The following is a 24,822-nucleotide window of genomic DNA, read 5'->3' as shown; positions in this document are numbered from 1 at the left end:
CGTCCCGATAACTATCGGGAGAAGCAATCTGTAAAACATTGAGCTTTTTTTAATTTGGTTTCAATTTAAAAGATTGCTTCGCTTTTTTTCTAATGAAAAAGCTCGTAAAGACGTTACTTTTTTACCGTTTTTTTAGTTACTATGGTACCGTTGGATAATTCTACTTTAGCTAGATAAATACTGTTTTTTAAATGGGAAAGCCTATAAACTTCCGTTTTGCTTTCGCCTTTAAAACTGTACAGTTGTCTGCCCAATAAATCGTAAATATAAACCGCTTTAATGCTTAATTGATTCGTGGTACTAAATTGCACATAATCGTCTTGAAGCTCTACAATTTTAAGACTGTTAGTGATTAAAAGCGTATCATTGGTAGATAACGCTTGTGCATTAAACCCGATTTCAAAACGGTCGTTAAACTCGCCCACAGCAGATGTAAACGTGTAATTGGTAGCCGACAAATCATGCACTTTATTAAGTAAGTGGTCTATTAAATAGACGGTGTTGCCTGTTAAAAAGTCGCCTTGTAATTGATCAATGGATAAGGTGTACAAGGTTGCCACATTTATAGTTGTTTTAAAACCAAGTTTAATGATTTCATCTGGATGGATGCTGTTTGCTGCTTTACCTTGAATAGCAAATTTTTTGCTGGAACCTTCTATGGTTGAATATAGGGCTGCTCCTTTTGATGGATATTTGTTAGTATCATAACCAATGCCATCATCTCCATTGGTGGCACCATTTACATAGCCTACCAGAATTTGATTGAACACCCCGTTATCAGAGGTTAAATTGAGCCATAGTTTATTGGCTACAGGTGCTGTTTTCTTTTTTGAATTGACATTTTTAAAGAACTGTCCATTATTGTTATCTGTTCCATTGTTTAAAACTCGCATTGAGTTATTGAACAGAACAGTTCCTTGTGCAATACTTTGATTGTCAGCATTGATAGTCGTTGAAACGGATATAGCTCCATTAGACATGGACACAAAAAAACCTTGACCGGAAGGAATATATCTAGTGGGTTTTAACCCATCGCCTCCAGCAATTTGGTCTACCGCATTAATAATAGCATAATCGTCATTAGTAAAATTTAAGGCTTGATTACCATTGGCTGTACTTAATGGTGGTGATTTTTGAGACCATAAAAAGATGGCACCATCTATATAATCAGTTCCATCATACGCAGTACCTTCTACATCCCTACCAATGCCACTATTTGCCGCTAAAAACAAATCGGCACTAATTGCTGAAGGATATGGGTTTCCTATAAAATTCCAATTATAATCATTTGTTTCAAAATCATTTCTGTAAATAGGAACTTCATATTTCCCATTATTAAAAGGGCCTTCAAAAGTAAATCTAAATGTTTTACCATTAGGTTCTGCTGGAGCGGTATTATATGCAAAATCTGTAAGCGTTGTTGCATAACCAATGCCTGGTTGCATTATGGTGTTACCAGCAATCCATTGCCAATCGTTGTTATCATCATCAATGTCGTCTTGAAGGGTGTTTCCAAAACCATCATCACATACTAAAATATTGTTGTTGGATGTTTCTGCGCATCTATCTAAAAAGTTTTGTCCATTATATTTAAAACGTCTATCCGTTGGAGAACGATCTAAAGCAACCTCTATAGTAGCTCCCACAACTGGCGAACTCCAATAGGTGTATTCATACCACGCATCCATAGGAGCTGTTATTTTGTCCACAAAAATATCACCAGAAATACTGTTTATGGAACCATCGTTGTTTTGTACAAAAGAACCGTAGGGTTGTACATTTATAGTGCTTCCAGAATCAACAGTTAATTCATTTTCAACCTCAACAAATGTGTAATCTGCAATATTTAAAGAAGCACCATAATTAACTGTTAAACGACAAACACTAAAACTGCCGAAATTAGCAGTGTCATAATCAACAAGCAAAGTAGCAGCAGTTGTTAAACTAGGTGTGCCACTCCAAGTTGTTCCATTCCAAGTTACTGAAGTTAAACATGGAGGTAGTGGGGAAACAAAACCATTAAAAGTAAAATCATTAATACTAAAAGTTCCGGTACCAGCACTTGCTCCCCAACCATAAATTCTAAAAGTTATAGTAGACGTAATATTTTGATATGCGAGGGCAGATAAATCAAGGGATGCTGGAATATCTGTCGTAGGAGCTCCAGACGTAAATGAAACTATATTATTACTAAATGTATCAATACTACTTCTTATTGCAATGTTTGTTGGGCCACCGGCTGATCTTCTATATGTATATTGAAAGTTCAGAAAATCAATTTTATAACCAGCATTTGGGGTTAAAGTAAAATCGAAGTAATCGGTATTGTCAAAGGAGGGTATGTTCCAATTTTGTGCATTATATCTATCATTTGCATTGGTTCCAGTAATTCCAGAGCCTCTACCTATTCCAGACACTGTAATATTAGGATTAAAAGTTTGACCAGTTATATAAGGATTATTCGTGTTAGGATTTGTTCCTGTTATAGGATTACTAAATATACTTTGCCCAAACCCAAAATTAAAAGCACAAAAAAGCGTAATAAAAAGGAGCGTAATTTTATAAGAGTATTTTTTTTCCATGCCTTTAGGTTTTAATGCCATACCTACGTTTTAAAGCAGATTTGGTTTTTTATATTTTTTTACATCTAGTTACTGTTTCTATTGCTATTTTTGGCATGCCATGCAAACCAAAAAAACATATACACTACAAGAAGCTACCAAAAAACTGGAGCATTATTGTGCGTACCAAGAACGTTGCCATAAAGAAGTTGTGCAGAAGCTTAGGGATATGCGAATGATACCCGAAGCGATAGATGTAATTGTGGTACATCTGTTACAGCATAATTTTCTAAACGAAGAACGTTTTGCCAAAACATTTGTAAGTGGTAAGTTCAGAATAAAGGCTTGGGGCCGACGCCGATTGACTTTTGAAATGAAGCAAAAGGACATAGGCAAAGTTAATATAAATCAGGCACTTGCAACGATTTCGGATGTGGAGTATATCGACTATTTTAATGATTTAGCCGAAAAAAGAGCGAATTTACTTAAAGAGCCCAATAAGTACAAAAAGAAAAAGAAGTTTGTGGACTACTTTTTATACCGTGGTTGGGAACCGCATTTGGTGTACGATAAGGCGAACGAACTTATAAAATAAACAATGGTTTATGGAAGTGCGCTGTTATTTGGGTTGCTGTAGATTTGTGGTTGCAAACGCCAAAGGTGTTTTCAAACAAAACGTAGTGTTATTTTACAAACTTTCATAAAACTTTAACGAACTTGCGTTGTAATTAAAATACGAACCAAGTATATTCGTTATATTGTTTTGCGTTAGGGATTGCAGCGACATCCTTTTTAAAACGGGAAGGGTAACTAGTTTGGCTAAAGAAAAATTAAACAGATTGCTTCGTACTTCGTCCTTGCAAGGACGTTTTAAAAAGATATAGCGGAAAGCCCGACCCCGAATTGCTATAAGTTTGTTGGTTGAAACTTAAACATGAAATGAGGGGGAACGCCCTAATTATAAAAAAAATTAATGCCAGATAAAAAAAAACAGCTTAAATACGATAAAGCCTATTTACGGATTGCCCAAGAGTGGGGGAAATTGTCATATTGCAAGCGCAGGCAAGTAGGTGCGCTCATCGTGAAGGATAGAATGATTATTTCGGACGGATACAACGGCACGCCATCGGGGTTTGAAAATTTTTGTGAAGATGATGAAGGCTACACCAAATGGTACGTGTTGCATGCCGAAGCGAATGCCATTTTAAAAGTGGCGGCATCTACCCAATCGTGCAAAGGTGCAACCCTTTATATTACCATGTCGCCTTGTAAGGAATGCAGTAAGTTAATCCATCAAGCAGGTATTGTAAAGGTGGTGTACCATGAGGCTTACAAAGACGATTCGGGATTGAAATTCTTGGAAAAAGCAGGAATCAAGTTAAAATTAATTGAAGATTTAAAAGCATAATGCCCTATAAAAAGAAATATTTGCCCCTGATTTTAGGCGTTGCCATTGCAGCGGGCATTTTTATTGGCGGGAAGTTGAATTTTAGCGATTCGCCTGATAGATTATTTACTAAAAACAGCAAAAAAGATAAGCTTAACAGGCTTATTGATTACATTGATTACGATTATGTGGACGATATAAATACCGATAGCATTGTAGATGTTACGGTAAACGGTATTTTAGAAAATCTGGATCCCCATTCGGTTTACATCCCGAAAGAAGAAATGCAAAGTGTTGCCGAAAACATGAAGGGCGATTTTGTGGGCATTGGGGTCAGTTTTTATCCGTACCGGGATTCCATTGCGGTCATTAGGGCTTTAGAAGGTGGCCCCAGCGCCAAAGCTGGTATTAAAGGTGGCGACCGCATTATTATGGCAGATGGTGATACGCTTTTTGGTAATAGGCTTAACGATACCGATTTGTTAAAAAAACTAAAAGGCCCTTTAAGCAGTAAAGTCCATTTAAAAGTATTTAGAAAAGGCGAGCCAAAGCTTCTCAATTTTACTGTAAAACGTTCCACTATTCCCTTAAAAAGTGTGGATGCCGCTTATATGTTGACCGATAAATTGGGATATATTAAAATAAATCGGTTTGCGGAAAGTACGTATAGGGAATTCAAAACAGGTTTAGACAAACTTTTAGATTTGGGTGCTACCGAAATTGCGCTCGATTTGCGCGACAACCCAGGCGGTTTTTTAGGTATTGCGGAACAAATTGTAGATGAGTTTTTAGAGGATGACAAATTGATTTTGATTATTAAAAATAAGCGCGGTAATGTGGAAAAAAGCTATGCGACCAGTAAAGGCGATTTTGAAAACGGCAAACTGTTTGTTCTTATAAACGAAAATTCGGCTTCGGCCAGCGAAATTGTTGCAGGTGCTTTACAGGATAACGATAAAGGAACTATTGTGGGGCGACGCTCCTACGGAAAAGGCTTGGTGCAACGCGAAATGGATTTGGGCGATGGAAGTGCGGTGCGCTTAACGGTTTCAAGGTACTACACCCCAACAGGGCGATCCATTCAACGCCCCTACAAAAAAGGACATAAAGATTATTTTGACGAGTATTCCGAAAGAATGGATAGCGGCGAACTTATTGATCCTGATAAAATGAAGGTTGCCGATTCCTTAAAATACCGAACGCCCAAAGGCAAAATTGTATATGGTGGTGGTGGCATTATCCCCGATGTATTTGTGCCCATTGATAAAGGCATGCAAAATGAAACATTAACCTATTTACTGCGTCGTGGATTTATTGGATATTTTGTTTTCGAAATGTTGGATGAAGACCGCAAGCTTTATGATGGTATTTCAAGACAGGAGTTTGTAGATGCTTTTGAAGTAAGTGAAGCCATGGTTTACGCATTTCAGGATTATTTGAACAGAAGATCGGAATCTAAAATAACATTTGTGGCATACCACGATGAAGTGAAGCAATATATAAAAGCCACTTTAGCCGACCAACTTTACGGAAACGGCGCTTTGGAAGAGGTTTTAAACCAGCACGATATTATGGTTGAGGAGGTTATTGCGTTGAGTAAGGGGAAGTAATTTTTTCATTCCCTCGAAGGAGGGAATCCCATGAATTGGAACTCATTTTAATTTTAAGTTTTAAAATTCAACGGCAACTTTGGTTGTAGTTCTTATAAAAAGCGATTCTTGATAAATCTTTTTTTCTACACAAAAATAACTTGAACTGACATTTTTTAACTTTGCGCTTCCTCGCCTTTGCGAAATTTTTTTATGAATCTCATTAAAACCTCAACGAATCCATATTAAGTCCAGAATAAGCAACAAAAGTAAAACTCAAATATAACCACCTCGTCTTTGGTTTCTTTCTGGGAAACCAAATCCACTCCTCCTTGAAAAAAGGAGGAGAGTTTTATTAGTGGGTACATTACCAATAATTAGAACAAGTATTTATCATCGCACAACTTTACGCCTTCGCGCCTTTGCGAAACAAAATTTTGCATCCCAATTCTTCCAACCCCTATTCAACCTTATCATGCACCTTCACATGTTTCCCATCATTCCAAAGCGTTAAAATATCGGTAGCAACTTGTGCGCCACTTCCCGAAGCTATGGAAAACTGACTGCGCCAACCCGCTAAAGTACCAGCAACATAAAGGTTTTCTTCAATGAGATGATTGGTGTTTTTTAACCAAATGCGGTCTTTTTCAATGGCTGCCCTTGGGTGCGGTTCTATATGTTTTTCCAAACCTTTTATGGTCATTAAATTGGTATAACCCACCGCTACCACCAAAATTCGTGCTTGATGCGTGTTTTTGTTGGTTTTGATATTGAAAATACCATCAGATTTAGAAAGTGCTAAAACCTTTTCATTCTCAATCTGTTCAACATGTGGGTATAAGGTTTTTAATTGAATTTTACCGTTATTTAAAATAGATTCCCCAGTAGTTCCCGGAGTTAAACCCAGTACATTATTAAATAAGGCGGTTTGTAAATGTGATGTTTTTTGGTGGACTATAATACCGATATGTTTATTATTGGCAAAAGGTTTTTCGTGGGCTGAACCCAATACCAAAGCACATTGTAAACCAGCGGCACCTCCACCAATAATTAAGGCATCAAACATTACCGGCGTTCTTTTACTTTTTGTTCAATACGTTTGGAAACCCTTAAAATAAACATCATAAGTATAACACAAAGTGATGCTAGAATAGTAATTAAAGCTATCATGCTTTCGCCTTCAAAAGGCGCATCAAAATTTACTTTTGTAAAATTAAAAATGGCAAGACCTAAGGCAATGACACTGATTATTATGGTTAAAATTTTCATTTCAGTAAAAGATTTAAGTGAGTTCAAACAACGCTTTAATATTATGGGCAAACAGTTTAACAGCAATAGCTAACAATACCACACCAAATACCTTTCTAACAATACTGATGCCGTTTGGCCCTAAAAAGCGTTCTATGGTTTTTGATGTTTTCAATACAATAAAAATAACAATTACATTTAATATAATGGCTATTATAATGCTTTTGGTTTCAAATTCCGCTCTTAAAGATAGTAGTGTTGTTAAACTGCCAGGACCCGCAATAAGTGGAAATGCCAATGGAAATACCGAAGCGGTGTCTGCCGTATGTTCTTCATGCTTGTAAAGTGTAATGCCCAAGATCATTTCCAAGGCAATAAAAAACAAAATAAACGAACCCGCAACCGCAAACGAGTTTACGTCAATACCAATAAGATTTAAAATGCTATTTCCTAAAAACAAAAACGAAATCATAATGATACCTGAAATAATAGAGGCTTTCCTACTGTTGATATGGCCTACTTTTTTTCGTAAATCTATGATGATGGGAATATTACCAATAATATCAACTACGGCAAACAATACCATAAAAGCGGTAAATATTTCTTTAAAATTAAGGTGCATTATGAGGCTTTTTGTTTTTTGTTGCAAAAGTAACGGATTAAAGCGAAAATCTATATCATATAACCCTAAAGTTTAGCTATTTTTGCCCACTACGAAATAATCAAGATATATGTTTCAATTAGGGAAAACCATCGTTTCAGAAGCTATTATAGAAAAGGATTTTATGTGCAATCTATCGGCATGTAAAGGGGCTTGCTGTATTGATGGCGATGCCGGTGCGCCTTTAGACCCTGAAGAAGCTGAAATATTGAAAACCATTTACCCTAAAGTGAAACCGTTTTTGCGCAAAGAAGGGATTGCTGCTATTGAGGCCCAAGGTGTTTATGTAACATCTGAAGATGGCGATCTTGAAACCCCTTTAATCAATGATGCCGATTGTGCCTATGTTATTTTTGATAAAAAGAAAGTAGCCTTGTGCGCCATTGAAGAGGCCTATAACCAAGGTGCCATTACTTGGAAAAAACCGGTATCTTGTCATTTGTACCCCGTGCGGGTTCAGGAATACAGTGAGTTTTCGGCAGTGAATTACCATAAATGGGACATTTGCGATGATGCCTGTACTTTGGGTGCAGCATTACAAATTCCTGTGTACAAATTTGTGAAAGAAGCCTTGATCAGGAAATTTGGGGAAGACTGGTACAGCGAATTGGAAACCATTGCCAACAAGTTGTAATAACTTAAGGAAACCCGCTAAAACACCTTTAAAACAAGGGATTTAAAACTCAAAATCTATATTTTTTCTGTAAACTTTTTAAATTTTTAAAAATGTTAAATTAATGATTATCAATTATTTAACATTTTTAATTTGTAAACTTCCAATGTCAAGTGTTTTTTCTAATTGTTAAAAACTTCTTGACAATGTTTATAACTATACCTTTCATTTTTAACATCATTTTCCAATCTTTGTTGTTCCCAAATCGACAAAATTTTTCGTCAAACTTTTTTAAAACCAAAAACATCCATGTCTCAAGCTATTGAACCCATTTTACAAGAAAACAAAAATCGTTTTGTTATTTTCCCCATCGAACATCATGATATTTGGGAATGGTATAAAAAATCGGAGGCAAGTTTTTGGACCGCGGAAGAAATTGATTTGCATCAAGATCTTGCCGACTGGAAAAATAAATTAAATGATGACGAACGTTATTTCATTAAACACATTTTAGCGTTTTTTGCTGCCAGTGATGGCATTGTCAATGAAAATTTAGCCGAAAACTTTGTAAGCGAAGTACAATATAGTGAGGCGAAATTCTTTTACGGATTTCAAATTATGATGGAAAACATCCATAGTGAAACCTATTCGCTTTTAATTGATACGTATGTTAAGGACGAGAAAGAAAAAGACTTGTTATTTAATGCTTTAGAAAATTTTCCAGCTATTAAGAAAAAAGCGGATTGGGCTTTAAAATGGATTGAGTCACCAAGTTTTGCAGAGCGTTTAATTGCTTTTGCAGCCGTTGAAGGTATTTTCTTTTCAGGCGCGTTTTGTTCTATTTTCTGGTTAAAGAAAAGAGGGTTGATGCCAGGTTTAACCTTTTCAAACGAGTTAATTTCTCGTGATGAAGGTGTGCATTGCGATTTTGCGGTTCACTTGCACAATGAGCATTTGGTAAATAAAGTGCCTAAAGATAGAATTAGAGACATACTGATAGATGCCTTGGATATTGAACGTGAGTTTATAACAGAATCATTACCAGCGAGTTTAATTGGTATGAATGCTAAATTGATGTCGCAGTATTTGGAGTTTGTAACCGATAGATTATTGTTCGAGTTAGGTTGCGACAAAGAATACAACACAGCAAATCCATTCGATTTTATGGACATGATTTCTTTACAAGGAAAAACCAATTTCTTCGAGAAACGGGTGTCTGAATACCAAAAAGCTGGCGTTCTTAATAAAGAAGAAGAAAAAGACAAATTTACTTTTGATGCTGATTTCTGATTAAGGGCAATCATTATAAAAAATCCTTGAATTAAGTCCTTCCCTTTTTTAAGCGGAAAACTTATGCAGAAATAAATCCGAAATGACGAAGCGGAAGAAATTCCTCCCCTTTTTTCAAGGGGAGAGCCTGTGCCGAATTTGTTTCGGTATGCCGATAGGCGGAGGGGTCAATACTAAAAATAAAATATATCACTAGGTATTAGTCTAATTAGTTATTAGAATCAATATCTGGAATAAATAACTAACCATTTTTCTGAAGGTGTATCAGGAAAATTTAAAAACGTGTAAAAATTATGTATGTAGTAAAAAGAGACGGCAGAAAAGAACAGATCATGTTCGACAAAATCACAGCAAGAGTGCGTAAACTTTGTTATGGTTTAAACGAATTGGTAGATCCATTAAAAGTAACCATGCGTGTTATCGAAGGGTTATATGATGGTGTTACCACGAGTGAACTTGATAATCTTGCTGCAGAAATTGCTGCAACCATGACAACGGCACACCCTGATTATGCACGTTTGGCGGCGCGTATCTCGGTTTCTAACTTACATAAAAACACAAAGAAAACCTTTAGCGAGGTTATGCACGATTTGTACACCTACGTAAACCCAAGAACAGGAAAGGATGCACCGCTATTGGCCGATGAGGTTTACGAGGTTATCATGAAAAACAAAGATGTTTTAGATTCTACGATTATTTACAATCGCGATTTTGGTTATGATTATTTCGGATTTAAAACATTGGAGCGTTCGTACTTATTGAAACTTAATGGCGAGATAGCGGAACGCCCACAACACATGCTCATGCGTGTGGCAGTAGGGATTCATTTAGACGATTTGGAATCGGTTATTGAGACTTACGAGCTCATGTCTAAAAAATATTTTACACACGCTACACCAACATTATTTAACGCAGGTACTCCAAAACCACAAATGTCGTCTTGTTTTTTATTAACGATGAAAGACGATAGTATTGATGGTATTTACGACACCTTAAAACAAACTGCCAAAATATCGCAATCTGCTGGTGGTATAGGTTTGGCTATACATAATATCCGTGCTACAGGAAGCTATATTGCAGGTACAAACGGCACCAGTAATGGTATTGTACCCATGCTCCAAGTGTTTAACGATACGGCGCGTTATGTAGATCAAGGTGGCGGAAAACGTAAAGGTAGTTTTGCTATTTATATTGAAACGTGGCATGCGGATATTTTCGATTTTCTGGATTTAAAGAAAAACCATGGTAAGGAAGAAATGCGTGCTCGTGATTTATTTTATGCGATGTGGATTTCAGATTTATTTATGAAACGTGTGGAAGAAGATGGGGCGTGGACCTTGATGTGTCCTAACGAATGCCCAGGATTGGATGAAGTGCATAGCGACGCTTTTCAAGCCTTGTATTTAAAGTACGAAGCAGCAGGAAAAGGACGTAAAACGATTAAAGCGCGTGAACTTTGGGAGAAAATATTAGAGTCCCAAATTGAAACGGGAACGCCTTACATGTTGTATAAAGATGCGGCTAACCGTAAATCGAACCAACAAAATTTAGGAACCATACGTTCGTCTAACTTATGTACGGAAATTATGGAGTACACTTCTCCAGATGAAGTTGCTGTATGTAATTTAGCATCTATTGCATTACCCATGTTTGTTAAAAATGGTGAATTCGACCATAAAGAATTGTTCCGTATTACTAAACGCGTTACCAAAAACTTAAACCGTGTTATAGATAGAAATTACTATCCAGTACCAGAAGCTAAAAACTCCAACATGCGCCACCGTCCTATTGGATTGGGCGTTCAAGGATTGGCAGATACGTTTATCCAATTGCGGATGCCTTTTACGAGTGACGAAGCAAAACAATTAAACCAAGATATTTTTGAGACCCTTTATTTTGCCGCTGTTACCGCTAGTATGGAAGAAGCAAAAGCAGATGGGCCATATCAATCCTACAAAAGGTCTCCAATAAGTAAAGGGGAGTTCCAACACAACCTTTGGGGCTTGAAAGATGAAGAGTTAAGTGGTATGTGGGAATGGGACAAACTACGTAAACAAGTTTTAAAACACGGCGTTCGTAATTCGCTTTTGGTAGCCCCAATGCCAACAGCTTCAACCTCCCAGATTTTAGGAAACAATGAGTGTTTTGAACCCTATACGTCCAACATTTACACACGTCGTGTGTTATCTGGGGAATTTATTGTGGTAAACAAACACTTATTGGAAGATTTAGTGGAGTTAGGCTTATGGAATGAAGGCTTGAAGCAAGAAATTATGCGAGCAAACGGTTCGGTGCAAGGAGTAGATATTATCCCTCAAGATATCAAGGACTTGTACAAAACCGTTTGGGAGCTAAGTATGAAAGATATTATTGATATGTCGCGCCAACGTGGGTATTTTATTGATCAATCGCAATCATTAAATCTGTTTTTAGAAGGTGCTACCATGGCAAAATTAACCTCGATGCACTTTTACGCTTGGAAAAGTGGTTTAAAAACTGGGATGTATTATTTAAGAACCAAAAGTGCGGTGGATGCTATTAAATTTACTTTGGCAACTACAAAAAAAGAAGATACTATTGCAGAGGAAGTATTAGTGGTAAACCAAGATGTGGCCCCAGATCAGAAAATGCACATCGCAGAAAAAAACGCTGTTAAGTTTGCTAAGTTACAACAAGCTCCCGCTCCAGAAACTGAGCCTATGAGCGCCGAAGAAATGAAAGTGCTTATTGCACAATCTAAAGCAGGACAAGGCGATGATTGCTTGATGTGTGGGTCTTAGATTCTACTTAATTTATCCATGTTGATTGACCTGCAAGGTTTCGAAAACCTTGTAGGTCTAAAATAATTTATCCCATTAAGTATTACAAAAAGAGGTTGTCTGAAAAGACAGTCTTTTTTTTGCATTTTTTCTATTAAAAAGACCGTTGTAAATCGCAATTTATTGATAGTAAATTTGGGAAAAAGGAGTTTTAATGGGATAGTTTGAAAGAAAATTTCATTATTTTTGAAATATGAAAATTAACGACAAAAATATCGGTCTTATAAAAAAACTTTGTAAAGAATACAAAGTTCGAACGTTTTCAGAAATTCTTTTGGTTCAATATCACATTCAAACACCAAGGAATCAATTAGTTTTAATTTTTTAAATATATTTTCCATTTTTCCCCAAATGTTTTGCAACTTATTTATACTGGCACAAATAAGAAGTTTGTACAGATACTTTCACTTGAAATTTTTTATTGGCGTCTATCTCATAAGCTTCTCCAGCTTTATAAGTTACCCACTCGGTGCTTTCTGGTAGCAAAACAGTCATTTCGCCTTCTATAACACGCATGGTTTCGTGCTTAGAAGTTCCAAATTCATAGGTGCCAGGATTCATAACGCCCAAAGTAGAATTTCCTGTTGCTGTTGTGTAGCCTAAAGATTTTACATTACTATTAAAATACTCGTTTACTGAAATCATTGTCTGTTGTTTTTATTTTAGGCAAAAGTAAAAAACTAAAATTTTAATAAACAGGTTTCCATATATTTTTTAATATATCTGTAATACCAAAAATTGACTGAAAAATAATGCCCATTAGGCTAGCGCTCGTTTGCAACGAGTGCCGAGGCTATATTGAAAGATGTAAATATAGCCCATTTTTACTCATTAAAAGTCCATTAATTTTGCCTTTCTCATTTCATCTTTTAATGCTGGTAAATTGGGTTTATGGTTATACAAGCTACTAAAAAACACATCTGCTTCATTCTTTTTGGAAGTGATGTTTTTTAATAATGTTAAAGTTTTGACCATGGTTTGATAGGTCCCTCTATTTTTGCCGTAACCGTTCATCGCTTTATTATTGATTTTAACAATGATATTAAAACAATCTTCCGGATAAATATTTAAAATAGGCTTTATTAAGTTTTCTATATCATAGGAGTCTATGTTTTTGATAACACAAGTTCGTATTTCTTCAAATCGCTTTTCTATTTCCAAAAGTTGCACATAAAAAACCGCATGGTAACTTTCTTTAAATTTATCAACATAAGCAAGCGTTTCCTCTTTTGTTAAATAGGATTTTAAAATACGATAATGTGTGATATTCTGTTTTTTTGAAACATAATTTTTTAATGCTTTTACAAATAAATCTTCTTGCTTTTCTTTGTCTAAATGATCAACTAAGTATTTATCAAATTCATCTGCCCAATTGTTAAAAGCCATTTTAGCGATTCGATTAAAATCTGAAACCGCATTTTTTGAATCATATTTTTCTAACAATTGCTTTGCTATTTTAGCATCTAAACCCGCATAGGTTTCAGCAGTTTCTTTCCATAATTTTTCATTGTCAGCTACTTTTGCAATGTTTAACAAAATATAGGCTGCTGCCAATGATTCTAACTTATTTTCTTGTATTTTTTGGTACAAAAAATGGGCGATTCCATTGTTAATGACCAACGTTTGGAACAGCAATTCAAATTCTTTGATACTGTAATTTATTTCCTCTTTTCCTTCGGATAGATTCTGATTGTTATAAAATGAGATTCGTTCAAAAATGAGTGTTATAATTTCCAACACTGCTTTATCCGATGCTACAATATTACTGATTGCTTTAGAAATATCACACATATACACATTGAGAATTGCTTGTACTTCATTGTTGTATTCACCATCAAAAATACAATTATCGTTATCTAAATCCGGCAGGTTTTGCACACCTTCGTATAATCCTAAAAGTATGCGAATCGCATCCAATAAATTTCCTTTTTTGATATAATCAGTGATAGAACTGATATAAGGATCCATTTCCCGTTTAATTTCATCAATAGCGGCATCGTATTCAACTTCCCAATAATCCCTATACCCATAATCGTGATTGTAATTATCATAATCGTAACACAAATTGTCAAGATCTATATTCGATAATTTGGCGTTAATTCCAAATTTTACATCTTCTATTTTTTCGCCAATAATAGTGTCCGGTTTTTCCGTTTTATCATCAGAAAATGCCATGAACTGTTGTCGTAGATCATGGTCTCTATCCAATAATTGTTTTAAAAACAGGAGTTTCTTTTTAGACGGAATTTTTGAATATCTGCTTTTAAACTCGTTTTCAGAAAGTGTAGGCGTTATGTCCTGCCCAGCCTCTTTGTAATTTCCATCTATTATTGTAAGTGCAAACGCAATAAGATGTTTGCAAATCCCTTCATGGCCATAAGGGCAATTACAGTTAAAATGCAATTCTCCGGCCTCGTTAATTAAATAAACAGCATATTTTTGCGAGCCGTAAACCACTGCATCGAAACGGTTTTTTGTTTTTACAAGCTCTTGAACACCTTGGGCAACAAATATATCTTCGCCTTTTTCAAAGCTGCTATCGGTGGCCATATTTTCAATGTCGTTTCTTGTAAATGGCGGAAAGGAATTGTTGTTGTTTTCACTAGTTGAAATACTCATAAATTTACTTTTTTAAGTTTTTGCCCGCTAAAACCATAAGGCTTGGCGTATAAAAAAACGATAGGAACAATGTAGTGGCATCCATCCATTTGCTATCCAAACAATAGGCTGCTAAATGCTGTGCTATTGCTAACGGTAATACTATGTACAAAGGGCTTTGGTGCATGTTTTATTGAACCCATTTCAAGTTTCATTTTTCAATTCAAATTTACACTATTTTTTTAAATGAGTTCAATAAGTAAGGTTGAGATGATTCATATAAAACGTATTTATAAAAACACAAAAGCCACCTCTAATCGAGATGGCTTTTGTAATGATTATAAACGTTTCCGTTATTCTTCTATTCTTCAGAATCGATATTTGGCTGAATAACAGTTGCTGGTTTAACGGAACCATCATGCGCATTATAATACTCCTCTAAAAGATTCATGGTAGCATTTAATAAATCCTTGGTCTCTAGCAACAAACTAAAATATAAGGTGGTGTTTTTAGGGCTCGATTCTTCGTTACGGGTACGCTCCACTTGCTTTTGGATCTTAGAAGTTACCAACCCTAAAATTTCTTGTTTCCTTCCTAAAATAATCCCAATTTGTTCAAAAGACCTGGAATTAAAAGCATTTTGTGTATTGGTAAAAAAGGTTTCAAAGCGTTCATCAACCTCTTTTAATTCTTTAATTTGATTGAATTTTAATTTCTTATGGTTGTTATGAACGTGTTTATAGCTCACTTTGGTAATATATTCCAAAGATTGGGTCATATCTTGGAGATATCCTAAAATATGGATATAAAAGTTACTGGCTCCCAAACTGGATTCATCTAAATTTTTAATGAAATAGAAAATATTATCCCGTAATTCATCAACTTCATCCGATAGCTTAACAATTTGTTTTTTATTCTTCTTCAATAGTGTTAAATCTTGTTTTGCTAACCCATTTATAGCATTGGTATAAATTTTATTGCCACGCTTCACAACATTTGTGATGTTTGTTGCACTTTCGTGAATAACACCTTGGATGGAGCTGCTTTCGGCTTTCGTTAAACTATCTTCCGCCTTAACTTCTTTTGATTTTTTGTTATAGGAAATAGAGCTTTTTATGATTAAGGCAAAAGCTGTTACCAATAATAAAGGGAACATGATATTTACGTTCAAGTTTAATAAGTAAGCTACCAAAGCGGCCGTAAAAAAGGCGCTGAAGGCGGTAAAAAACCAACCGCCAATAACATTTAACACCCCTGCAACTCGATACACTGCACTTTCTGCGCCCCATGCTCTATCTGCCAATGAGGTTCCCATGGCAACCATAAAGGTTACGTAGGTTGTAGATAATGGCAATTTCATGGAAGTAGCAACAGAAATCAATACGGCAGCAACCATTAAGTTTACAGCAGCTCTAACCAAATCAAAAGCAGGGAGTTGGTACGTTTTATCTTTTTTTAATATGATTACCGGTTTTTCAAATTGTTTGTCAATTTTAGCTTGCCAAGAATTTGGCAATACATAAGCGGTCATTTGAGATGATAACATGGCGAACCGTACAAATCCACGGGAAAGAAAGTTAGGCTGAAAGCGTTCTTTTGTATCTTCCTGACTAGATAAATCTATGGATGTTTTTACCACGTTTTTGGCTTTTGCAGAAAACCAAAGCGTTAAAACCATTACCAATCCAGCAACAAGCAATAACAGCGTAGGGGTTGATGCTTTAGCTCCCAAACTATGCATGGAAAATTCGTTGGCCGCTAATCCTAAAGTGTTAATTTCAGGATTCATAAAATCCAAATAAGATTGGTAGGCGCCTATAGATGGCCCAATAAAGTTTACCAAATCATTTCCGGCAAATGCCAATGCCAACGAAAACGTACCAATAAGGATTACTAATTTATAAATATTGGTTTTTAAAAAATGCATTAGGGCATAGGATATTAAAAACCAAATTACTAAGCTAATGGCCAAAATGGCGAGCGCTTGGTGCTGTAAAAAATCCTTGATGGTTTCGCCGCCTGTAATTTCATAGGATTGTTTTGCAAAGTTAGTGCCCCCTATCCCTTTCATAAATATGAAATAGACAATGGATGTAATGGCAATGCCTCCAAACAAAGCCCCTACCCATTTTGCTTTCTTTTCAAAATTATAAGAAAGCAACAGTCTTGAAACCCATTGAACAAAAGCACCAAGTGTAAAAGACAGCAGTACAGAGAGCAATATACTGGAAACAATTTCGGTGGCTTTTGAGGTGTTTATATAATTGACCACATCGCTAAAACTTCCGTTGTTATGGCCTATTTTGATTAAAGCAATGGCAACAGATGCACCAAGCAATTCAAATACTATGGAAACCGTTGTAGAAGTAGGCATACCAAAAGTGTTGAAAAAATCCAATAACAGGATATCAGTTATCATGACCGCCATGAAAATGATCATGATTTCACTGAACATAAATTCACCAGGGTTGAAAATGCCATTACGGGCAACTTCCATCATGCCACTGGAAAATAAAGCGCCGATAGCGATTCCAAAACTGGCAACAATCATGATGGTTTTAAATGAAATGGCTCTAGAGCCAATGGCAGAATTTAAGAAGTTTACTGCGTCATTACTTACTCCCACTACCAAATCGGCGATTGCTAATATGGCTAGAGCGATAATCATATAGAGGTATATGTTTTCCATAATTTAAATAAAATAAGTTTGCAAATATCTTATGTATTCTATAAAGCTAAGTTACGTAATTGTTATATTTTAGAAGCTCAATTCACACTGCAATCTAAACATCAACTCATCGTTGTCGTTTTTAATTTGTAAATGACTTATATCTGATTGGATTTTTAAATGATGGCCAACAATATATTTTGAAACACCAAGGGTATATTGGTTTTCAGGATTTTTACCGGTTATGTTTTTATCTAACATGATGCTGGTATAACGACCGGAAACTTCCCAATTGGATTTAAATAGATATCCGGTTTGTAAATTAAAGCCCTCGCCTACTTCAACAACCACCTGGTTGCCGTCTTTTAACAAAGGAGAACCATCAGCGTTTTTTGCATAAGGATCTTCTGCACTTCTATCAGCATATTCAGCCATAAATGAGAATCCGTTATATTTAAACATGGCATCTACAAAAAGGGTACTGGTGTTAGTTTCATAAAAACCGCTATCATTGGCCATATAAGAGCCTTGGTTGCTTCTATTTTTAACGGCATTGTTATTGAAATCGTAAGCAGCTGCCAATGACAGTTTGGGGGTTTCTTCTCTACTTAAATCACCACCTGAATAATCGCCATGATCTTCAAAATCTCCAAAAGGGAATAATTCCAATCGTGTGGTATATTGGTAGCCGCCTAGATTGCCCGTGGTTACATTTCTGCCTTCGCCTTGCGCCAAAGAAACTATTTCTTTAACAACAAATTTATTGGTAAGATCAAAATGATGCCTTAATTGCATGCCCATGTCTCTATCGATGGTAAATACGCTGTTCAATAAAGATCGATCTACCATTTGTAGATTTGATGAAGACACCACCCGCTCTCTATTACCTGGAAGTTTTGTTTGTCCGAACCAAAATTCCAAGTTTGGCGCAAAATTCCACATTAACACCGCATCTAAAATATATCTAGGGGCATTGCTTGTAAATTGGGAAGCTCCCGATAGGTCGCTATTGGATAAGCCCAACTCAATTTTGTATTTTAATTTTGGACTGTAAGCATACCCATCAAACTTTAAACGCGAACGTCTAATTAAAAAGCTAGTTTCATTAGAAGCACCGTCTTCCCAAGTAGATGTTGCCAGAAATTGGGCTCTTAAGCCTATTTTCATGGTCCAGGAACTGTCTTTTCCAACAAGATTAAATAAGCCTTTGCCGAATTTTGGCGCGTTGTATTCTTGTGCTTTTACAGTTGTTAAGGCAAATAGGAGCATTGCCACCATCATTTTAAATTTCATTATGCAGTATTAGTTTTTGTCACTGCAAAGAACCAAAACCAATGTTAAGCCAATGTTTCCTAATTGTTAAATATTATAGCAAAAAAGACTGCCGTGGCCACGGCAGTCTCATTAGAAATCACAATAATGTAGTCGACAAAAACTAATAGATTATATGAAATACTAATTTTATGCCTTAAGACAAACACAAATATCAAGGTTTAAATTAATTAAATTGTAACCTAAAGATTAAGGAATCATTAATATTTCAATGTTCAGTACATGACAAAAATATCTCCTATAATTTAAAAAGCAATATCATTGACCCCTTCCGCCATTCGGCATACCGAAAACACGGTACAAGCTATCCCCTTGGAAAAAGGGGAGGAATTATTAAGTGGCTTATTTTTAATGTTTTGAACTTTTCATTTTCATTTTTGTCATGCACTTAAATTTCAATGTTAAATTTAACATTGGTATGTTGCTGTATTACAAATACTTGATGCTTCAATGTTAATTTAATGTTACCTTAGTGTTGTTTTAAGGTTATCAAATTACTATCTTTGATATATAATGTTAAAACCCCCATAATTATGAAGAAATTTATTTTGTTTTTTGCCTTTTTAATTACTGTGGTTTCTTTTGCACAACAAAAGAGAGATTTAAAACTTAATACCGATACTAATTTAATTGAAGTAGTTTATTATCATGACAATGGGGCTGTAAGTCAAACAGGAACTTACACTACAGATGGTAAATTGCAAGGTGAATGGTTAAGTTTTGATACAGCAGGCAAAAAAACAGTTTCTGGAAATTATGATAATGGTAAGAAAGTCGGCAAATGGTTTTATTATACCAATGAAACCATAAAAGAAGTAGATTATAGCAACAATGCTATAGCTGGTTTAAAAGAAACGGACACTAAAAGTGAGCAAGATTTTTAAACTAAAATAGCCTTAAACTAAAAAAGCATCCCAATTGGGATGCTTTTTTGTTTGTGAAATATTTTGTTTTTATTGTACTGTCCATCCTGCTCCCCAAGTGGCATAATCAGTACCGGTTGCAGTGCCATCAGCTGTAATAAAATCTGCAATGGTAAACATTTTACCGGTATCATTTTTCATTTTTGTTGTTACATCGGTAAATAGAATACCATTTACTTGTAATTTATCAGCAATAACGCCATCTCCAGTGATGTCATTATCTAAATCAAAACCTTCACCAAATCCTGTCATTTTAATGTTGGTAAATGTACCTTGTGTGCCTACCCTTAATCGAACAGCCTCATAAGTACCAGCAGTAATTACGGCACCATCTTGAAATAAAGTACCAGAACCTGTACTTGCACCGATTATAGTGACATTATTAACTTTAGGATTGGAATAATAAATTGGTGAAGAATTGTTTCCAAATGAGGGATTAAAACCATCACATTCAAAAGCTTTATCAGAACAAAAAGTGACTGTTGGGTTTTGGATGTGCTTTATATAAACATTTGTTAATGTACCTGAATACCCCTCGGTCCAATCAATAGAATCATCTTCTGCATTTATTACAGATAAATAACTAGCGTTTACAGTACCGCCAAAAAACTCAACACCATCATCTTTACCACCAACTACTTGTATATATTCTATGGATGTACCACTACCAACACCGTAAAGTGACAATCCATTGTTTTCAGATGCCGCATCTGCTGAAGCTCCAGAATACTCAATTCTCACATATTTTAGAGAACCTGAATCGTCGTTAGAAATGTTTCCGCCGTAAGGCAAACCACCTATTTCAGACGTAGCGGTTGCAGTACCAGTAACAGCATTTGTTGGTGCTTTTCCTAAAAGAATTAAACCACCCCAATCTCCTGCTTTTGGAGATGACGCGCCTGATGTAAATATTATTGGGCTTGTAGCTGTACCAATAGCAACTATTTTAGCTCCTTGAGCGATGGCTATATAAACATCCGATCCAGAGGCATCTGCTTTTATTGTCATACCTGCTGGTATGGTCAATGTTGTACCAGAAGCCATAACTAAAGAACCAGCCAAAATATAAGTATTATTGATATCTAAAGTTAAACTTGTAGTATAAGTTCCTGATAACCTTACAGTAGCTCCCGTTGATGTTGAAGTCCCATTATTATTGGTTACATTAATAATGATATCTGCTGTATCATCTGTTGCACACGATGCCATTAATATCGCAACTGCTAGCAAACTTGTTAAAAAATTATTTTTCATTCTCATGGTTTTTAAATTTAAGTTTCTTTTGTTTATGTAATTTGAATTAAAATGTGTGTTTGAATTGTAGCCCTAAAGTGATCCCTCTTTTGTAACTAGATAAGGTAACATTACCAATTGGGGTATCTTCTCTAATAGTTTCAATACTAGGGTTTAGTAAGTTTTTAGCACTTAGGTTTACTTCTGAGTTTTTTCCTATTTTATTTTTTAATACAAAATCTAGTTTTGGGACTGCTTTTTCAACAATATTGCCTACATCGCCAGATCCTAAAGAGAAAATTCTATCTGAGGAATAATTAAAAACTAAGTTGGCAGCAGGACTAAATTTTTCGCTAATTATTGGTTTAAAACTTAAATCTGCATTAATTATAAAAGGTGATGCCCCTTCTAATTGGTCAGTCGCTCTGTTAAAAGAGGTGCCATAAGACCCTTCAATAGTACTGTAAAGATCTTGCTCTGTGTGCATGTAAGTGAAATTTAAACCAGCAGCAAGTAAGGTGTCTTTATTTTCATCTACCAATAAGTCTTTTCTAACCTCTAATTCAACACCTAATATTTCAGCTTTTTCGCCTGTTCTAAAATAACGTTGCGTTCCAGTAGCATCAGCGGCTAATACTAAATTGATAGGGTCGTTTATTTGTTTTGCAAAAGCACCCATGGAAAGTATTTCTCCTTTAGATAGAAACCACTCGTATTTCAAATCTAAATTATAGATGTCAGAATATGATTTATTTGTTAAATTTACACCAGTATTTGTTCCCAATAAATCTTGATTTCCACCAATTCTATAGCTTATTCCTTCGTACACAAAAGGTGCAATTTCTTTAAATTCGGGGAATGATATAGTTTTACTAACAGCGAAACGTAAATTTTGATTTTCGTTTAAACTGTATTTTACATTAAAACTAGGTAGTACAAATGTTTCTTTTGTGGCTGCAAACCCTGGATCGTCTGGACGTAAGTTGATGGCATTATATTCAATACGTTGGTTATAGTTTTCTAACCTAACACCAGGAATAAACAACCATTTTTTGCCTGCATTTATTTCTAGGGACACATAACCTGCATAGATATCAAGCATACCTTTATAAGTGTTTTCTAGTTTGCCAGGAAAATTGGTTTGCGTTATACCGTTTTCAGGACTAATAGCATTAAAAACATGTGTTTCATATAGCCCATTTTCAAAACCTTCCAAATTGAATAAATCATTTAAATTACGAACATCTGTAATAGTATATAGATTAGTATCTATGTTTTTATAACCATATCTGGAGTTATCAAACAATCTTTGTCTGCTTTTACCATCATGGCCTACTATAACTTTAAAACTTTCTGAAGCTTTATAAGCCAAAGACAATCTGCTATTTAATTCTTCATCTTCAATATTTTGAAAATAACGCTGATTATTAAAAACATTGTTTTGGGCAAATGTTGGATTCGTAGATGGGTCATTATCCAATAAATTATCATAATTTAAATAAGAAAAACGTTTTCTATCTGGCTCGTGCGCAAATACTCTGTTATGGCCTATTCCCCAATCTAATTTAAGTTTACCAGAACTATGCTCTCCGGTTAATTGGTTAACTAATACAATGTCTTGGTTAAATTGGTAGTTACTTTGAAAATAACCACTAGGTTGGTCTGAGAAATTAAATAAGATACCTTTACCATCTACACCATAAAATCCAACTTGGTCATTAGAACTATTTATGAATAAAGAAGAATACTTTAATTTATTTTCATTATTTATTTTATATATGGCACTGGCCATGGCTGTTGATGTTGTGGCATAGTTATAAACCTCAGAATCTGGGAATAACTTATTTAAATTTGCAGTATAATCTGTAACAATACCATCTCTATACTCAAAACTGTTATCAAAAGAAGCTGTTAAAAACAAACTTAAACGCGAATCATCCTTAAATGTAAAAGATTTTCCGCCTGAAAGACTTACGCCTATATTTATAGGTGTTTCCCCTTCAACAGGATCTGGACTATGGGAAAGTATCACAGCAAATGGATGATGATTATACCTAGCGTAATCACCTAAGTAACCCGTTCCTTCATTTCTTAAAAAATCTTTACCAACGGCTCTTGTATTGGCTCCAGAACTTAAAGCGATATCCAAAAAACCATTGCCTGTATAATCTTTTGATGTTATATCTATATTTCCAGCAGAAAAATCACCATAAAACCTAGCAGAATACGCTTTGCTTACAGATATATTTTCAATAACATCAGATGAAAACAGATTCAAATCGATATTCTTATTATTGATATTGTTTGATGGTAAAGACAGTCCATTCATGGTAGTATTTAAGTATCTATCACCCAAACCACGTACATAAACGTTATTAGAACCTTCTTGTTTTGATACGCCTGAAATTTTAGCAACCGCACCTGCAGCATCACCAACACCTTTTCTAGATAATTCTTCTGCACCAATACTTTGTTTCATCTCAACCGCTCTCTTTTGCTCCAATAATAGAGCCGTTTCACTTTCTCTTCTTGTAGTTGTTGTAATTACAATCTCATCTAAAGAAGCAGCACTGGCACCCATTGGCACATTGACTTCAGTAACTTTTCCAGCAACTACTTTTACTGGAATTTCTTGAGTTTCATAACCAACAAAACTAAATTGAAGTATGTAATTTCCTGCTTGAATGTTTTCAAGACTGTATAAACCATCAATATCAGAGGTGGTGCCTTTAGTGGTTCCTTTTACTAAAACGTTAGCAAATGCTAAAGGTTCATTATTATATTCTTTATCTGTTAGCTTTCCTATAATTGAACCTGTATTCTGTGCCAGAGAGAATGAAGCGGTAAAAAGCATAAATAATAGTATAATATTTTTCATTTATTCAATTCAATTTTCTTGTTGCAAAGAAAGTCACATTGTGTAAATAGGATGTTATGAAGAGATTAAGGAACAGTAATTAAAGGGTTACCTAAATGTTATCTAAAAACCATGATATTTTGGATTTGTAAACATTAATTTAACATTGGGTTTTATAGAAGAAATTTCAGTTTAAAAAAACCAAACATCATTTAACTCCCCTCTTGGGAGGGGTTAGGGGTGGGTAAATTAATATAACCATTTTGTAAATGAGATAAAAAAATGAAAAAATATAAAACCCACCCCTAGCCCCTCCAAGGAGGGGAACGGTTTATCATAAATTTTCAACTTCCTAACACTTATGTTTTCAAAACCTGATAGGTATCAATTTTAAAGCGATTCATATTACAAAAACATGAAACTATTTTTTTATCAAATGAAATTTGAAAAATGAAAGCGTTTAAATCTGAAAATGGTTGGATGCTCTTTAAAGGAAATGGATAATTTCCTCGTGCATATTAGTTTAATACAGAAGCCGTTTTATCATCTTTTTGGGCAACACTGGTAATAGAGGCAAGTTCAAGCAACGAAACAGTAGTGGCGCTCAAGCCTAATTTAACTTCGGTGGGTTGTCCAGAAACAACTTTCACGTTCAATTCCTGCGTTTCATAACCAACAAAACTGTAAACCAACGTATAATCGCCATCCTTTAAATTTTCAATAACAAACAAACCCGTTACATCCGTATTGCTTTTTATAGAAGTTCCTTTAATGGCTACATCTGAAAACACCAACGGCCTGTTTTGTAGTTCGTTGTCCATTATTTTTCCAACAACCATTCCGGTGTTTTGTGAAAAACCTAAAGAGGTAAAAGCAAGTATGAATAAAGTAAATGCGTATTTCATTTGTATGATGTCATTTTCTATTGCAAATAAATAACTTTCGCACTACTGTAATGTTACCTAAATATTAAACAACAGTCATTAAAATGTTACGGGAATGTTACCGGATTTTCAATTTTATTTTGATTGAATTAAGTTGAA

At 35.1% G+C, this 24,822-nt stretch carries 19 protein-coding genes; 7 read left to right on the top strand and 12 right to left on the bottom strand.

The genetic code is table 11. From position 1 onward, the window contains the following. Positions 1-113 precede the first annotated feature (113 nt). Entirely contained in the window at positions 114-2,582 is a 2,469-nt protein-coding gene (locus ACU1LP_RS10070; RefSeq protein ID WP_445736194.1) for a T9SS type A sorting domain-containing protein, read from the bottom strand. 100 nt (positions 2,583-2,682) lie between these two features. Here ACU1LP_RS10070 and ACU1LP_RS10065 point away from each other — a divergent pair, with 100 nt between their 5' ends. From ACU1LP_RS10065 to ACU1LP_RS10055, 3 genes are all read left to right on the top strand, one after another. Next, positions 2,683-3,156 carry a regulatory protein RecX gene (locus ACU1LP_RS10065; protein WP_445736193.1) on the top strand — a complete coding sequence of 158 codons (474 nt, stop codon included), beginning with the start codon at positions 2,683-2,685 and terminating at the stop codon, positions 3,154-3,156. A 378-nt stretch (positions 3,157-3,534) separates the two neighbouring features. Then, entirely contained in the window at positions 3,535-3,969 is a 435-nt protein-coding gene (locus ACU1LP_RS10060) for a deoxycytidylate deaminase (RefSeq protein ID WP_445733749.1), read from the top strand. After that, the gene (locus ACU1LP_RS10055) at positions 3,969-5,558 is read left to right on the top strand and encodes a S41 family peptidase (RefSeq protein ID WP_445733750.1); all 1,590 of its coding nucleotides are present in this window, start codon (positions 3,969-3,971) and stop codon (positions 5,556-5,558) included. The genes ACU1LP_RS10060 and ACU1LP_RS10055 overlap by 1 nt, the downstream gene beginning before the upstream one ends. Before the next feature lie 439 nt (positions 5,559-5,997). Here ACU1LP_RS10055 and ACU1LP_RS10050 read toward each other — a convergent pair whose 3' ends face one another. Genes ACU1LP_RS10050 through ACU1LP_RS10040 form a run of 3 tightly spaced genes read right to left on the bottom strand, consistent with a single transcriptional unit; the run spans position 5,998 to position 7,407 of the window. Continuing rightward, entirely contained in the window at positions 5,998-6,603 is a 606-nt protein-coding gene (locus ACU1LP_RS10050) for an FAD-dependent oxidoreductase (RefSeq protein WP_445733751.1), read from the bottom strand. Next, positions 6,603-6,806 (bottom strand): hypothetical protein, encoded by a 204-nt coding sequence (locus ACU1LP_RS10045; protein WP_445733752.1) that lies wholly within the window; start codon positions 6,804-6,806, stop codon positions 6,603-6,605. Before ACU1LP_RS10045 ends, ACU1LP_RS10050 begins: the two co-directional genes overlap by 1 nt. Positions 6,807-6,819: 13 nt before the next feature. Next, the gene (locus ACU1LP_RS10040; protein ID WP_445733753.1) at positions 6,820-7,407 is read right to left on the bottom strand and encodes a MarC family protein; all 588 of its coding nucleotides are present in this window, start codon (positions 7,405-7,407) and stop codon (positions 6,820-6,822) included. Positions 7,408-7,516: 109 nt separating this feature from the next. Between ACU1LP_RS10040 and ACU1LP_RS10035 the strand changes: the two genes are divergently transcribed. From ACU1LP_RS10035 to ACU1LP_RS10025, 3 genes are all read left to right on the top strand, one after another. Then, complete coding sequence (locus ACU1LP_RS10035) at positions 7,517-8,080, top strand: DUF3109 family protein (protein WP_445733754.1); 564 nt, start codon at positions 7,517-7,519, stop codon at positions 8,078-8,080. Positions 8,081-8,368: 288 nt separating this feature from the next. Beyond that, a complete protein-coding gene (locus tag ACU1LP_RS10030; protein WP_445733755.1) occupies positions 8,369-9,349 on the top strand; it encodes a ribonucleotide-diphosphate reductase subunit beta in 981 nt (326 codons plus the stop codon). A gap of 293 nt (positions 9,350-9,642) precedes the next feature. Further along, on the top strand, positions 9,643-12,129 hold the full coding sequence (locus tag ACU1LP_RS10025) for a ribonucleoside-diphosphate reductase subunit alpha (RefSeq protein WP_445736192.1): 2,487 nt from the start codon (positions 9,643-9,645) through the stop codon (positions 12,127-12,129). A 402-nt stretch (positions 12,130-12,531) separates the two neighbouring features. Here the strand turns inward: ACU1LP_RS10025 and ppnP are convergent, their stop codons facing one another. From ppnP to ACU1LP_RS10000, 5 genes are all read right to left on the bottom strand, one after another. Beyond that, positions 12,532-12,813 (bottom strand): pyrimidine/purine nucleoside phosphorylase, encoded by a 282-nt coding sequence (gene ppnP / locus ACU1LP_RS10020; RefSeq protein ID WP_445733757.1) that lies wholly within the window; start codon positions 12,811-12,813, stop codon positions 12,532-12,534. Positions 12,814-12,999: 186 nt separating this feature from the next. Beyond that, positions 13,000-14,787 (bottom strand): SWIM zinc finger family protein, encoded by a 1,788-nt coding sequence (locus ACU1LP_RS10015; protein ID WP_445733758.1) that lies wholly within the window; start codon positions 14,785-14,787, stop codon positions 13,000-13,002. A gap of 4 nt (positions 14,788-14,791) precedes the next feature. Continuing rightward, a complete protein-coding gene (locus ACU1LP_RS10010; RefSeq protein WP_445736191.1) occupies positions 14,792-14,953 on the bottom strand; it encodes a hypothetical protein in 162 nt (53 codons plus the stop codon). Positions 14,954-15,127: 174 nt separating this feature from the next. Next, a complete protein-coding gene (locus ACU1LP_RS10005; RefSeq protein ID WP_445736190.1) occupies positions 15,128-17,455 on the bottom strand; it encodes an inorganic phosphate transporter in 2,328 nt (775 codons plus the stop codon). 69 nt (positions 17,456-17,524) lie between these two features. Then, positions 17,525-18,727, bottom strand: a complete 1,203-nt coding sequence (locus tag ACU1LP_RS10000) for a porin (protein ID WP_445735027.1) — start codon at positions 18,725-18,727, stop codon at positions 17,525-17,527. 572 nt (positions 18,728-19,299) lie between these two features. Here ACU1LP_RS10000 and ACU1LP_RS09995 point away from each other — a divergent pair. Beyond that, positions 19,300-19,650, top strand: a complete 351-nt coding sequence (locus ACU1LP_RS09995; protein WP_445736189.1) for a toxin-antitoxin system YwqK family antitoxin — start codon at positions 19,300-19,302, stop codon at positions 19,648-19,650. A gap of 69 nt (positions 19,651-19,719) precedes the next feature. Here ACU1LP_RS09995 and ACU1LP_RS09990 read toward each other — a convergent pair whose 3' ends face one another. From ACU1LP_RS09990 to ACU1LP_RS09980, 3 genes are all read right to left on the bottom strand, one after another. Next, a complete protein-coding gene (locus ACU1LP_RS09990; protein WP_445736188.1) occupies positions 19,720-20,943 on the bottom strand; it encodes a multidrug transporter in 1,224 nt (407 codons plus the stop codon). Positions 20,944-20,989: 46 nt separating this feature from the next. Next, the gene (locus ACU1LP_RS09985; protein WP_445736187.1) at positions 20,990-23,800 is read right to left on the bottom strand and encodes a TonB-dependent receptor domain-containing protein; all 2,811 of its coding nucleotides are present in this window, start codon (positions 23,798-23,800) and stop codon (positions 20,990-20,992) included. A gap of 497 nt (positions 23,801-24,297) precedes the next feature. Then, positions 24,298-24,684: a carboxypeptidase-like regulatory domain-containing protein gene (locus tag ACU1LP_RS09980; protein ID WP_445736186.1), complete on the bottom strand. Its 387-nt coding sequence runs from the start codon at positions 24,682-24,684 to the stop codon at positions 24,298-24,300. Between the last annotated feature and the right edge of the window lie 138 nt (positions 24,685-24,822).

This window comes from Mariniflexile sp. (assembly GCF_052728615.1).
This window is presented reverse-complemented; position numbering and strand designations above follow the sequence as displayed.